Genomic DNA, 12850 nt, shown 5'->3' with positions numbered 1-12850 from the left:
GCTGCCGAGCGGCCTTCCTGTTTGTGAATATCTGTTGGGATACCGCGGCCGTTATCAACAACGGTGATCGAATTATCCATATGGATCGTAACCTCGATCGTGTCACAGTAACCAGCAAGGGCCTCGTCAACCGAATTATCAACAACCTCATAAACTAAGTGGTGAAGTCCCAGGTCGCCGGTAGAACCGATATACATCGCCGGACGCTTTCTTACTGCGTCTCGGCCTTCTAATACTGTAATGGCATCTGCCCCGTAATCTGTTTTTGCTTTAGCCAATTTTAATTAACCTCTGTTGCCTTTACTGGGAGATCTCCGACCCTTACGAAAAAGCCCTTTATGTGCGGGCACCGCTTTGCCCCGTCCGGAAAAGAACTTAGGATCGAATAAACACCTTGATCATCATCTTTTACCGGTCAAACGTCTTTAAGCTTGCGGAATTTGTACCTCTGATGCCGGAATTGAGCGGGCTTGACGGATCAAAAATAGCGCTCTTCCCGAAATAATAATTATACCATTTGTTCTGCTATTTACGTTAATGGGGAAGGGCCTGAAGCGGCCATTTTATGGCGGGCGGCAGAGCGTCCGGAAACCACATCCATAACGGCTCCTTTTGTACCAAATTGGCTTACCATGCTTTCTTTTGACGTGGTAATGACGGTCTGGGTCTTACCTTCAAGATATTCGAACAACCGACCTATTCGGCGATAATCGAGCTCTGCATCAATATCGTCTAAAAGGAACAAAGGAAACTCATTATGAATCGATTGGAAAACTGCGATATTTGCCAGTTGTAGCCGAAGCATTGCCGACCGCTGCTGACCCGAAGACCCAAATTTCCGCAGCTCTCTTCCATCCGCAGTTATTTCAAGCTCGTCACGGTGCGGTCCGATCAAGGAGTATCCGGCGGCAAGTTCGGCCTGCACTCGGAGCCTGAGTCGCTCGGAAATAAGTGCTTTATAATCAGCAAGATCACCTTTCCCTTCCAGGGAAGATGCGTATCGAAGAAAGATCTTTTCGCTACCAAATGGGTCATCCTCAAGGTTTTGGTTCAATCGTTCGACCATTCGTATTCGGGCGCGATGTATCTTTTCTGAAAGTATCGTGAGCTGTTCATTCCAAGGTTCGAGCAGTTCCGCGATCCTTTCTAAAGAAAACTCCTTGTCCCGGGCATTCTGAAGCAAAGAGTTTCGCTGCTTTAACACGCGTGTATGATCTCCGAGGGTGCGAACATAAGGCGGATGAACGCCTGCAATGCATTCATCCAAATACTTTCTGCGTTCTTCCGGCCCCCCGCGGACAATCTGGAGCGTTTCCGAATTGAACATTACAGCATGCAGCTCGCCAAGGTAATCAGAAGATGAAATGCGCTTGCCATTTACCGACAAAATCTTTATATTTCTGTCTATCGCGACCTGAAGTTCGCGACGGATCTCTTCAGATCGGCGTACTCGCCCACGAACTACCCCAAGATCTTCGCCGAATCTGACCGCCTCGTTAAGTTTTGCGGTTTTGAATGACCGGGCATTTGCTAAGATGAATATGGCCTCAAGCCAATTTGTCTTGCCCTGTCCATTCTCGCCAACGAGGATATTAAGCCCCGGCCCGAGACCAATTCTCCCCCCTAAATTACGGAGTTTTTCGGCGCTGATGTGCTCTAAGAGCATGATTTGATTCTATCACGCTGCCATAACTGAACTCATCTGTGATGGAGGATACCAAAATTGTCCGCGCATTTTCTGGAGTAGTTGCTGATTCGCAATATGTTTAAATTAGAGGGTGTTAAACTCTCTTTAACATTACTAAACTCCTCCCACGCATCGAGCATGCGTCTTCTACAACTATCTATTCTTATCGTATGGCTATCTGTGGTCTCAGTCGCACAGCAGCAACTGAAGCCGGGCCAGCCAGCGCCGGAGTTCAATGCTCAAACTCTTGATGGAAAAGCAGTTAGCCTGTCTGAGCTGCAGGGAAAAGTTGTTGTACTAACGTTTTGGTCAACAAAATGCATCATTTGCCATAACGAGATACCAAAACTCAACCAGATCGCCGCCCGCTATCAAGGCCAGGACGTCGTATTCCTCGCCCTGACAATGGAAAATGAAACGCGGCTCGAACCATATCTTAGGAAGAATAGATTTGATTTTGAGATCGTGCCGAACAGCTTCGGTGTGGTGCTGAAATATGCCGATATGGATGCAGGTGGACGGATAAACATGGGATTTCCGGCCTATTTCCTTATTGGCAAGAGCGGCCGCATCGAGCTTCGCGATGATGGATGGGATAAATCCGTCAAGCTCGATTCACAGATATCTAGACTTCTTCGATCAGAATGAACGCCAGAAGGGGGATCTTCTCTCTTTACTCCTTTAACCCGGCCGGACGCAAAACGGCCGGGCTTTTTCTTTTGCGGTTTTGGGTTGTCGAGCGGGCGGGCTTTACGATATAGTTTCCTTTCGCCGTTTCGCACGGCGTCTGTTTACCGCCACCATCCCGGAGGGGTAGCCTAATTGGTAAGGCAGTAGTCTTGAAAACTACCGCGGGAAACCGCTTGCAGGTTCGAGTCCTGTCCCCTCCGCCATTGTTTTGACTGATAAATTGTTGCTTCGCTTTTATTGCAGTTACAATATGTCCTCCTCTGCAACGTCTTTCTTGCTGAAATATTCAGAATGTTATAAATTATGAATGAGTGTTCATTCATAGCTATTTTTGGCTGGGACCTGGGATCTTAGTGACAGCCTTTGCTTTTTCTCCGCAGAATGAATCGAGTTCCAAAGAACGCAATTGCCACCCGGCCAAGTATTTCGGATAAGCGCGAAGCGATACACCGCGCCGCAATAAAGGTCTTCGCAGAAAAGGGTTTTTTTAATTCAAAGGTAGCGGACATAGCTAAACAAGCAGGCATTGCGGATGGCACGGTATATCTTTACTTCAAAAGTAAAGATGAGATACTCCGCTCGATATTTGACCGCGCGATGGCAGAGTTCATTGAGGAAGGCCGTCGTGAACTTTCAACCATCTCTTCTCCTGAAGCGAAACTGAATAAGATCGCTGAATTGCATTTGGAAAAGCTCGGGGCCGACCGCGAACTTGCAATAGTTTTTCAGGTTGAACTGCGAGGTTCGACAAAGTTCATGCGTGAATTCTCTGCGGCCGGGTTTGCAGAATATCTGGGAATAATTCGTGCAACGATCGAGCAAGGCCAACTTTCGGGTGAATTTCGCAATGATATCAAGCCCGTAGTTGCAGCTAAGATCTTTTACGGCGCTCTCGATGAAATGGTAACGAACTGGATACTTTCGAAAAAATCTTATCAGCTGCGTCCGATGGCCGATGAAGTAATGAAAGTATTTCTTGGAGGTATCGGGGCTTTATGAGCAAGATACCCGGAAACAGTTTTATTTCTCCGCGACGACCTATCGGCCGCGGTGAACCGCTGCACGCTGATGAACCCGCAAATCTTGCCGAGCTTATCCGACGGGCCGCCGCAAAGTTTGATCTTTCCGATGCCCTTAATTACAAAAGCGACGGCCGGTGGAATCATATTTCATCGAGCGAGATGATCAAGATTGCCGAACAGGTCGCGTTGTCACTTTTTTCGCTCGGCATCGACCCCGGAGATCGCGTCGCTATATTCGCACCGAACTCTCCGAGCTGGACATTGACCGATGCCGGATGCCAATTCGCTGGGATCATTGATGTTCCGATCTATACAACTCTTGCTCCTGCATCCGTTGCCTACATCCTAAATGATTCGGGTGCACGCGTCCTGTTCATTGGTGATCGGAGTATGTATGACGCGATCGGATCGATCCTTCCCGAATGCAAGCACCTGGAAAAGATAGTTTTCTTTGACCCGACAGGAACAGAGGATATTGCCAAATCGCTCGCATTCGAGCGTTTCTTGCATCTCCGAGCTGAAGCGGAACATGAGGTTCGCCGAAAACTTGCAGAGATGGCAAGCAGCATACGACCCAGCGACGTTGCAACGCTTATTTACACCAGCGGCACGACGGGTGAGCCAAAGGGCGTGATGCTAACGCACGAGAACATCGTTTCGAATGTCATAGATTGCTGCGAACGATATGATTTTACGGAGCATGACGTATGTCTTTCCGTATTGCCGCTTTCTCATATCTTCGAACGTTCTGCGATGTATCTTTACATTCACAATGGGATGTCTGTCTATTACGCGGAGGCTATCGAAAAGGTGCCGGAGAATCTTTCGGAGGTAAAGCCGACCATATTGATAGGAGTTCCTCGGATATTCGAGAAGGTGTATGCAAAGGCAAAGCTTAAAGCAGCCCATTCCGCAGGACTTAAAGAGAAGATTTTTGACTGGGCCATCGAAACCGCAAAGAAATACGCATTTTCAAACGAGACTGGAACCGCACCGGGTATGTCACTCAGGCTGAAGCACGCCCTTGCGGACAAGCTGATCTATGCAAAGCTCCGGGATTTCTTTGGTGGAAATCTGCGGATGTGCATTACCGGCGGAGCGGCTCTTTCTGACGACATCTATTTGATCTTTACCGGCGCAGGAATACCGATAATGCAGGGGTATGGACTTACGGAGACATCACCGGTGATCACGTCAAACAACCCGTTCTCCAAGCGGCTTGGAACGGTCGGAAAACCCATCCGAAATATGCAGGTGCGTATCGCTGAAGATGGCGAGATCGAGACAACGGGTCCCGGCGTGATGCTCGGTTATTACAATAAACCCGATGCGACCCGCGATGCCTTTACGGAAGACGGCTGGTTCAGGACCGGTGACATCGGCACGCTTGATTCGGACGGATTCCTAAAGATAACCGACCGCAAGAAAGAACTTTTTAAGACATCAGGCGGCAAGTACATTGCCCCTTCGCCGATAGAGCAAATGATAAAGGCTTCACGATTCGTCAGCCAGGTTGTTTTGATAGGCAGCGAGCGGAAGTTCCCGGCGGCCCTTGTAGTCCCAAACTTTGAGATGCTTCGCTCCTACGCTAAGCACAAAGGGCTAAAGCTTTTGACCGAGAAAGAGTTTTGCGCGGATCCAAAGATAATCGACCTGATCGAACGTCAGATCGCACAATATACCGAAGGGCTTTCAAAATATGAGAAAGTAAAGCGGATCGCCTTGCTTGAAAAAGAATTATCGATCGAAGGCGGAGAGCTTACCCCAACACTAAAGGTCAAACGCAGGATCGTAGATGAAAAATATCGGGACGTTATCGATCGCATATACGAAAATGCAGAGAATGAAAAACCCGTGTCCGAATGAACACAGGTTTTCGATTAACTTACCTTAACATATTATAGCGGCCTTATCGGGATCGGTATCCGGCTCGGTATTCCCGTAACGGCTTCAAGCATTATTTGTCCGAACGATTTGCTTGCTTTGCCAACCTCGACAATATCAAACGGCCTGAGCATCAGGTCTTCCTGCTCGCCCTTTCGGATCAGGTCGTAATTCGCAATGATAATATCAAAATCCGGAGATCCGGTCTTTCGCCTGAGTACGCGAACATCTTTCTTCTTGGCCTCACGGCTAAATCCGGCAGCCATCGCGATTGCCTGGGTAAGCGGAAGACCACCTTCAGGAATGTCAAGCTCGCCGGGCTTCATCACTTCGCCGGTAACATAAACAGGTGAAGCCTTCTGAACAACAATGATGTCACCGGGAAATATCTCCGGATTTGCTTCATCGCGACCCTGACGAAGCGCTGCAAGGCTGTACATCCTTGAAGGAACATCTGTTCCGTTCGCTCCCCAATTTCCGTCGTCGGTGCGTTCGGTACACATCGGCGGGCGGGTTCTAAAGACTTGGACCATTCCGCCAGCCTTGTCTGTTTCACCTCCCGCAAATGAGATCAGCTCAAGCAGATATGCCCTTCGCGTAAGGTCAACCTGCTGCTGCTGGCGGACCTCGCCATAAATACTTACCGGCGGACGGCTGTTTCGTTTCGTTACTCGAACGCTTACTTGCGGCGACCGTAGGTATTTCTTCAGAAGCTCTGTCATTTCCGCCCGAAGTTCACGCTCGGTCTTGCATTTCGCATCTATGGGCTTTCCATCAAAGAAAGGCACCTCAAGCTTTCCGTCCTCATCAATAGTGCCGACAAAATCCCGTCGCAGAAAGGTTTGGGATAAAACCTTCCGGATCAAGAACGGGCGCGACAAAATCCGGCGTCGGAAGCGGGTTACCAACCGTTCCATTTGAGGCAAACTGGATCAGAAAGTATTGGCCGGGTTGAAGATTGAAATTCGGAAGCGGAAATGCCGGCAGCCAATTAGAACCGGAGGCGGAAGCATATTGAACCGACCAACCGCTTAGGTTCACGGGTTCAGTCCCGCGATTAAAAAGCTCGACGAAATCGTGCGTGAACGGCGCACTAGCGGAACCGCCGCCGCCAAATGCCTGGCTTATGACAACATTCGGGGAAACAAGGGCGTCGTCTGCAGCCGATACTACATCAGGACCGACCGCGACCGCCGCAAAGATCAAAGTTACTGCAAGAAATGCCTGCGCAAATAAGGTTCGCATCTACCACCGCCTATGCAAAAACGATACGTTGTTGGACAAACCTTATTTTTAGCACAGAACAGCAAAAATTCCGCGCCCGCGGCAGCAATATTTAGTTTCGATTTAATATCTCAACTAATTACATTGAGCAATTGCGCCCTTGCCGCGGGTATAGATTGGACCGTGTAACGGTCCGTCTTTTAAGATCAAAACCCCGGAACGAAATTCTTATCGTAGCCTGTTTATCTGTTCAAGCAATGCCTGCGCGTTCGGTGAATTCAACCTTACAAGCTCTCGGTGCATTCGCGTAGCGGCGTCCCGATTTCGCTGCTCAACATAGATCAAGCCGAGATAGTAATACGAAACTCCCTCATCCCGATTCAGCTGGATCGCACGGTTAAGGGTTGTCATCGCCTCTGCTGTCCGTCCGGATTTCCAATAGGAATAGGCGATCTCGCGATGATAGTGCGCTGGCTGTGAGTTGATCTCCAGCAGCTTTGTCAGTGTAGTTATCGCTTCCTGATAACGTTGCTGATTGTTGTAACACCAACCGGAGCGATACAGTGCTCCTTGGTTTTCAGGGTTATACTGAAGCCCACGGGTATAATTCGCCAAGGCCATCGGATAGTCCTTTAGAGATTCAAAATAGACATCACCGATACCAAAATGTGAGGCCGCGTGGTCGGGCTTGATCTGCAAAGCTCTGCGATACGCGGCAATCGCGTTATCGCCCTGGCCGAGTTTTAGGTAGGCATAGCCGGTTTCGGCATGGGCCTGATAATAATCGCGCTTGTGTTTCAGAGCTTCTGCGGCCCATTTAATGGCTTCGTTGTAGTTCCCGATCTCGTTATACGCATAGGCCACGTTATGCGCAGCGATATAGTTCGCTGGCGAAAGCCTCAGCCCTTCAACATATGCAGCGATCGCCTCGCGGTTCTGCTTCGTGCCATAAAAATAGGCATCACCAAGCCCCATCAAGGCTCCGGTGTTCTGCGGATCAAGCTGGATAGCACGGCGATAAGAAGCAATGGCCTCGTTGTTCATCCCAAGCTTCCGCTGTGCAAAACCTAGCTCTTCATAAGTGTCTGAATGATCAGTGCGGTTGGCGATCGAGGCATTCAATAGCGGTATCGCGTCGCGATACTGCCCGAGGTCATTGTAGAGAGATCCCAATTCGTAATTCGCAATTGCGGAATTCGGGTTAAGGGCAAGCGAACGCTTCAATGCTGCGGCAGCCTTGTCATTCTGTTTCAATCTTCGATGTGCATATCCTATCTCAAGGAAAATAGCAGATTCGTTTGGCCCGATAGCGGCAGCCCGGTCCAGTGCCAGAAGCGCTTTTTGATATTCTTCGAACTCGTTGTAGATCCAACCAATACGATAGAGCGATTTAAGAAGTGGTTTGATCTTTACGGCCGCCTCATATGCAGCCAATGCGCTGTCGTGATCGCCTGAGTCGTAGAACTTGTCACCTTCAGCCTGATAGGATTCTGCCGTACGCGCTGCCGGAACTACGCGCTTTGGTGGTGTGCGCCTAACAACCGGTTTTGTTGAACGCCGAACCCGCGTATCTGCGCGTGTCGGCTCAGGATCAGCACGGCCGCCGCCGGCTGTCTGGGCAAACGCGGCGTCACCAAACAAAAGGCCGATCGCAAACGCAAAACATATCAGATTCTTTCCATCGATACTCATTTTCACTTGAAACCTCCATCTATCCGGAGAACGCTATCGAAAAACTATCTTGCGTCCATTCACCGCGTGGGCCGCGGATAAACAACCGGACTTTTATTGCCGCTCTTGTCAACAGCACGCACGCCGAAGAAAACATTGTCTTTCGACATATCCTTCATTACATAGCTCGTCACGTTCCCGATAAAACGCGAATTTGTCCATGTAGCAGCGGTAGTGTCGCGCCAGACTATCTCGTAGCCTGCGATGTCCGCATCCTGCGACGCATCCCATTTTAGTTCCGTGTCATTTCCAAGCCGCGCGGTTACTATGCCAACATTCCTCGGCTTTGCCGGAGCGAGCGCAAGCCGTGCAAGGCTTGCTGCATTTATGCGTGTAACCCGGGCAACATAATCAAAATCTACGTATTCGCTCGTATCACCGTAAAATTTCCCATCTACCGTTCGCACGTTCTGGTGCTGGTGGTCATAATCTTCGTTCGGTTCCGTAAAACGAACCGCCGCAAAACCATTCTCAAGGAACGGGATATGATCTCCGCCGCGTCCGTAGCGGTCACGCCGATAGATCATCATAACGCCGAAGTCCGGCGAATACATCTCCGCCGTTTCGAAAATATATCTTGCTAGCTGACGAGCCGGCGAATCGTTCTCGCCTCCGACGCTCCGGCGGGTCGCGGCCTGCTGTTCGGTCTCATTAGAAGGAACGCCCTCGGCAAATACACGCACCTTGTTGCGATCTGGCGAGTTCTTTTTTGTCGTTACGCCGCCTACGATATCATTCGTGAACATCGCCTCTATATTCATCTTTCTCTCGGCCGCCTGTGTTGCAAAATACCTTGCCCCGAGCAAGCCCTGTTCTTCGCCCGCAACCGCCATAAAGATAATGCTTGCATCGAACTTTCGTTTCGACATTACCCTAGCCATCTCAATAACGGCAGCCGTCCCCGATGCGTCATCATTCGCTCCGGGAGCGTCACATTCCGCATCAGTCGGCGAAGTACACATAGAATCGTAATGTCCTGAGACAACATAGAATCGTTCCGGATCCGTTGTTCCTTTTAGCGTTGCGAAAACGTTAGTGATGACCGTTGGTTGTGGAATGCGCTGCGCCACCGGCTGAGTAAAGCTCTGCTTTTCTACCGTGAGACACCCGGCGCAGGCCTCGCTTATTCGCCTGAACTCCTCGTAGATCCAATCACGGGCGGCACCTATGCCGCGTTTGGGATCGTCCTGAGCGGACAGCGTGTTTCGCGTTCCGAATGATTCAAGCTTTTTAATGTCAGCCTCGATCCGGGCAGACGAAACTTCCTTGAGCATCTCTGTGATCACAGGGTCTGGCCGCTGGGATCGAGCCTCACTAACAACCCCAATTGAAAGCAACAACGAAACTGATATAAATTTGAGGAACATAGAAAGATCAAAATTCTAGTGCATCGAGCTTAAAACTGCCGTCCAAGCCAGATGCCAAACAAAAGCCCAAGAAAACCGGTAGCCAGGCTTATGATGATATACCCTGTCGCGACCAAGCTGTGGCCCTCGCGGATCAGGCCGTATATCTCCATCTCAAAGGTAGAGAATGTGGTGAAGGCTCCGATAAAGCCGACCGTTACGGCCAACCGAAATGTATCCGATACCTCGAAACGGTCAGTCAAAAGGATCAGGAATAGTCCGATCAGAAATGAACCGAGAACATTTATTACGAAGGTCGGAAAAGGGAACCGATCGAAAACTGACGAAAGCGGTGAAAGATTAAGGAGGTAGCGAGCAACGGAACCAAACGCTCCGCCCGCAGCCACCGCAAGTACCTTTGAAACCGCTTCCATATCAGACACTCTTTCCTAGAGGAATTGCCGTATTCGGCTATGCGGCGATAATATCATCACTATGGCAGAGAGCATAGCCTTCACCCCTTCAGCCAGCCGAGCCACCATCTACGCGGAATTGCTGCCGCAAATTCGTGCGCTTATTGGGGCCGAATCTGACCTTGTCGCCAATTTGGCAAACACCGCCGCAGTTTTGAGAGAAGCTTTCGGTTTTTTCTGGGTAGGTTTTTACCTTGAGAAAGACGGAGAACTCGTCCTCGGACCGTTTCAGGGAACCCTTGCCTGCACACGTATAAAAATAGGCGAAGGCGTTTGCGGTACCGCTTTCGCTAAAAGAGAAACTCTCATCGTCCCGAACGTTGACGAATTCCCCGGACACATCGCCTGTAGCTCTGCCTCACGTTCTGAGATCGTCGTCCCCCTTTTCGCCCGCAGAGGCACGCCTTTTGGCGTGCTTGACGTGGACAGCGATCAGCTTGATGATTTCGGCCCAGACGATAAAACCGGCCTTGAAGCGATTGCTGAACTCTTCCGCAATTGATTCATCACAAACCTTTCTGCATTTCTGATAGCTTGACTGACCTGATTCCTGTAAACTTTAAGGTTTGCGGCTAATTTTCAGCTCGCTTTCTCTTTTTATGAACCCTATCGAGTATCAGACTTGGCACTGGCTTCTTTTCTTTGGGATCGTACTTTCGGCTTTGTTTGTCGATATCGGTATTGTCAACCGAAAGTCACACGCGCCTTCGCGAAAAGAGACCTTTGCCTGGGCGGCCGTTTGGGTGTCTTTGGCATTGGGCTTTAACGCCTTTCTTTGGTACGAATTCGGACTGAATCATGCAAAGGTATTTTTTACGGGTTATTTGATAGAGCTATCGCTGTCTGTCGATAATCTTTTTGTTTTCCTTTTGATCTTTGGATATTTTCGCGTACCGAAACAGTATCAGCACCGAGTTCTTTTCTGGGGCATCATGGGGGCACTCATAATGCGCATGATAATGATCTTTGCCGGTGCGGAACTTGTTGACCGCTTCCATTGGATCATTTACGTTTTCGGTGCCTTCCTTCTCTATACGGGCTTGAAGATGTTCAAAAGCGAGGACGAAGGCTTTGACCCAACCGAAAGCGGCATTGTTAAATTCGCAACCCGCTACATCCGTATAACCAAGGAATACCACGAAGACAAATTCATAATCAAAAAGGATGGTGTAAGGACGGGGACGCTGCTATTGTTGGTCTTGATCGTAGTCGAATTCACGGATGTTATCTTTGCGGTAGATTCCATACCGGCAATATTCGGCATAACTACGGACCGCTATATAGTCTATACATCAAACATATTTGCGATCCTTGGTTTAAGGACATTCTTCTTTGTTTTGGCAGATGTCGCAGACCGTTTTCATTACCTCAAGATCGGACTGGCGTTCATCCTCTCATTTATCGGCGTAAAAATGCTCTTGCCACTCATCGCAAAGGGATTGATAATCGTTACAGGTGAGCAGGGCTCGCTCGGCTCCTTTATCCGCCTTTACCTTAACGGAGAGTTCAAAGAAGAGGTTGTAAACATTTCGCTTGGAGTGGTCGTAACAGCGATCGCGATCTCTGTGATCCTTTCGCTCCTGTTCCCGCCCAACCAAAAGAATGCAGCCGGCACATCAGAACATGCAGTTGATGAACGTTCTGCATAGGTCTTCCTGGAACTTGATGGCACAGAATAAATACAGGAAATTCTATATTGATTGGTGGAAGATCCGCCGTAGTACGATCTACTACCTTATCGTGCTAGTCATTTTCGCTTTAGGCTTTGTTGGTGTATTGAAATGGGCGATACAAAAGGATTGGTTCGCGGCCGTGGATACGGCAACCGCCCCGAAAGATGCAGCCAAGATAATATCGTTTGAAGGTGATGTGCGCATTATAAGAGCGGCAACACGTGAGACGATCGTAGTTACAAAAGAAACTTTTGCTGCCGCAGGTGATACGATCCAAACACCTGCGGATGGTCGTGCAACACTTCAAATGATCGATGGCTCGATCTATACGATACGACCGAACAGCACGGTAGTGATACGAGACAATTCTTCACTTTTTGGTGGAAGGAATGTTCGCGTTTCTCTGGATGATGGACAGTTGAATGTAAGGACAGACGATCAGCCTGAGAATACAGAGAACGTGGTTGAAATGCTTGATTCGGAAACAAAGCTGCGTTCGCAGACCGATGCAAGCTTTAATGCCGACAGCAGCAAAAATAAAAAGGCGACACAAGTGCGTCGCCATTTGCTTCTTTTCCCACGCCGATACAGAAAGCGGCTCGTTGGTAAAGCCTTCGATCTTACGATTCTGTCGGTCGCGGCTGCTGGCCGAAGAGCTGTTCCAGAGCGGCTTTTGTCTCAACACGTTTACGCTGCTGGAAGTCAGAGACCCAGTTTGTCACGTTAGACATTACCTGTCGCGCGGCAGCACGCTTTGCAGCCGGGCGATCTGTTACCTGCGACTTTACAGGCTCTTTTGACCCTTTCTTTATGACCTTAATTTTTAGCTTCTCAGTCATCAGTACACAACCTCCTTGTTTATGATCTATAAAACGCAAGTTTACGAACTGATCGGAATTATTCCGCTTGTATCTGCAAATTGACTAGTGCAAATGTCGTACCAAATACCTAGACGCGGTAGATATAATGATTTTGCGTATTGTTTCGGAACACTTGGCTGACCATTTATTTAGATTCGCAAATTGCAAATCAGGGTTTGCCAAATTCGCATCGTGCAAATCATTTAACGAATCGGTGATCATTAAAGTTCCAAAAATCTTTCGTGTAAATTCCCTGCCTG

At 49.1% G+C, this 12850-nt stretch carries 12 protein-coding genes, 1 tRNA gene and 1 pseudogene; 7 read left to right on the top strand and 7 right to left on the bottom strand.

Features of this window, described 5'->3' with window-relative positions:
• Positions 1 to 11 precede the first annotated feature (11 nt).
• Together JVX88_RS09020 and recF are read right to left on the bottom strand one after the other, a co-directional pair.
• A pseudogene (locus JVX88_RS09020) lies at positions 12 to 278 on the bottom strand (ATP-binding protein); the annotation flags it as partial.
• A gap of 251 nt (positions 279 to 529) precedes the next feature.
• A complete protein-coding gene (gene recF / locus JVX88_RS09015; RefSeq protein WP_211627001.1) occupies positions 530 to 1666 on the bottom strand; it encodes a DNA replication/repair protein RecF in 1137 nt (378 codons plus the stop codon).
• 159 nt (positions 1667 to 1825) lie between these two features.
• On the opposite strand from recF, the gene JVX88_RS09010 reads away from it, so the two are divergent.
• The 4 genes from JVX88_RS09010 (at position 1826) to JVX88_RS08995 (ending at position 5265) form a co-directional block, all read left to right on the top strand.
• Positions 1826 to 2335 carry a TlpA family protein disulfide reductase gene (locus JVX88_RS09010; protein ID WP_211627000.1) on the top strand — a complete coding sequence of 170 codons (510 nt, stop codon included), beginning with the start codon at positions 1826 to 1828 and terminating at the stop codon, positions 2333 to 2335.
• A 159-nt stretch (positions 2336 to 2494) separates the two neighbouring features.
• Positions 2495 to 2580 (top strand) — tRNA-Ser (locus JVX88_RS09005).
• 178 nt (positions 2581 to 2758) lie between these two features.
• Positions 2759 to 3376 carry a TetR/AcrR family transcriptional regulator gene (locus JVX88_RS09000; protein WP_211626999.1) on the top strand — a complete coding sequence of 206 codons (618 nt, stop codon included), beginning with the start codon at positions 2759 to 2761 and terminating at the stop codon, positions 3374 to 3376.
• Entirely contained in the window at positions 3373 to 5265 is a 1893-nt protein-coding gene (locus tag JVX88_RS08995) for an AMP-dependent synthetase/ligase (RefSeq protein WP_211626998.1), read from the top strand. Before JVX88_RS09000 ends, JVX88_RS08995 begins: the two co-directional genes overlap by 4 nt.
• 32 nt (positions 5266 to 5297) lie before the next feature.
• Here the strand turns inward: JVX88_RS08995 and JVX88_RS08990 are convergent, their stop codons facing one another.
• The 5 genes from JVX88_RS08990 to crcB form a co-directional block, all read right to left on the bottom strand.
• Positions 5298 to 6149, bottom strand: coding sequence for an SLBB domain-containing protein (locus JVX88_RS08990; RefSeq protein ID WP_211626997.1), 852 nt, complete (start codon positions 6147 to 6149; stop codon positions 5298 to 5300).
• A complete protein-coding gene (locus JVX88_RS08985) occupies positions 6091 to 6528 on the bottom strand; it encodes a lamin tail domain-containing protein (protein WP_211626996.1) in 438 nt (145 codons plus the stop codon). The genes JVX88_RS08990 and JVX88_RS08985 overlap by 59 nt, the downstream gene beginning before the upstream one ends.
• Positions 6529 to 6735: 207 nt before the next feature.
• Positions 6736 to 8199 (bottom strand): tetratricopeptide repeat protein, encoded by a 1464-nt coding sequence (locus JVX88_RS08980; protein ID WP_211626995.1) that lies wholly within the window; start codon positions 8197 to 8199, stop codon positions 6736 to 6738.
• Between the two features lie 59 nt (positions 8200 to 8258).
• On the bottom strand, positions 8259 to 9605 hold the full coding sequence (locus JVX88_RS08975; RefSeq protein WP_211626994.1) for a M20/M25/M40 family metallo-hydrolase: 1347 nt from the start codon (positions 9603 to 9605) through the stop codon (positions 8259 to 8261).
• 29 nt (positions 9606 to 9634) lie between these two features.
• Complete coding sequence (crcB, locus tag JVX88_RS08970) at positions 9635 to 10018, bottom strand: fluoride efflux transporter CrcB (protein ID WP_211626993.1); 384 nt, start codon at positions 10016 to 10018, stop codon at positions 9635 to 9637.
• Positions 10019 to 10079: 61 nt separating this feature from the next.
• On the opposite strand from crcB, the gene JVX88_RS08965 reads away from it, so the two are divergent.
• The 3 genes from JVX88_RS08965 (at position 10080) to JVX88_RS08955 (ending at position 12457) form a co-directional block, all read left to right on the top strand.
• On the top strand, positions 10080 to 10559 hold the full coding sequence (locus tag JVX88_RS08965) for a GAF domain-containing protein (RefSeq protein ID WP_211626992.1): 480 nt from the start codon (positions 10080 to 10082) through the stop codon (positions 10557 to 10559).
• Positions 10560 to 10656: 97 nt separating this feature from the next.
• Positions 10657 to 11706, top strand: coding sequence for a TerC family protein (locus tag JVX88_RS08960; protein ID WP_211626991.1), 1050 nt, complete (start codon positions 10657 to 10659; stop codon positions 11704 to 11706).
• A gap of 16 nt (positions 11707 to 11722) precedes the next feature.
• Positions 11723 to 12457 (top strand): FecR domain-containing protein, encoded by a 735-nt coding sequence (locus JVX88_RS08955; protein WP_211626990.1) that lies wholly within the window; start codon positions 11723 to 11725, stop codon positions 12455 to 12457.
• Positions 12458 to 12850 lie beyond the last annotated feature (393 nt).

The organism is Leptolyngbya sp. 7M, assembly GCF_018128485.1.
The sequence above is the reverse complement of the archived record's forward strand: the minus strand, read 5'-3'. Positions and strand labels throughout refer to the sequence as shown.

What these genes read in the sequence shown, in the direction of transcription:
- recF (WP_211627001.1), bottom strand. Translation starts at nt 1,666, where the DNA reads ATGCTCTTAGAGCACATCAGCGCCGAAAAACTCCGTAATTTAGGGGGG.
- JVX88_RS09010 (WP_211627000.1), top strand. Translation starts at nt 1,826, where the DNA reads ATGCGTCTTCTACAACTATCTATTCTTATCGTATGGCTATCTGTGGTC.
- JVX88_RS09000 (WP_211626999.1), top strand. Translation starts at nt 2,759, where the DNA reads ATGAATCGAGTTCCAAAGAACGCAATTGCCACCCGGCCAAGTATTTCG.
- JVX88_RS08995 (WP_211626998.1), top strand. Translation starts at nt 3,373, where the DNA reads ATGAGCAAGATACCCGGAAACAGTTTTATTTCTCCGCGACGACCTATC.
- JVX88_RS08985 (WP_211626996.1), bottom strand. Translation starts at nt 6,528, where the DNA reads ATGCGAACCTTATTTGCGCAGGCATTTCTTGCAGTAACTTTGATCTTT.
- JVX88_RS08980 (WP_211626995.1), bottom strand. Translation starts at nt 8,199, where the DNA reads ATGAGTATCGATGGAAAGAATCTGATATGTTTTGCGTTTGCGATCGGC.
- JVX88_RS08975 (WP_211626994.1), bottom strand. Translation starts at nt 9,605, where the DNA reads ATGTTCCTCAAATTTATATCAGTTTCGTTGTTGCTTTCAATTGGGGTT.
- crcB (WP_211626993.1), bottom strand. Translation starts at nt 10,018, where the DNA reads ATGGAAGCGGTTTCAAAGGTACTTGCGGTGGCTGCGGGCGGAGCGTTT.
- JVX88_RS08965 (WP_211626992.1), top strand. Translation starts at nt 10,080, where the DNA reads ATGGCAGAGAGCATAGCCTTCACCCCTTCAGCCAGCCGAGCCACCATC.
- JVX88_RS08960 (WP_211626991.1), top strand. Translation starts at nt 10,657, where the DNA reads ATGAACCCTATCGAGTATCAGACTTGGCACTGGCTTCTTTTCTTTGGG.
- JVX88_RS08955 (WP_211626990.1), top strand. Translation starts at nt 11,723, where the DNA reads ATGGCACAGAATAAATACAGGAAATTCTATATTGATTGGTGGAAGATC.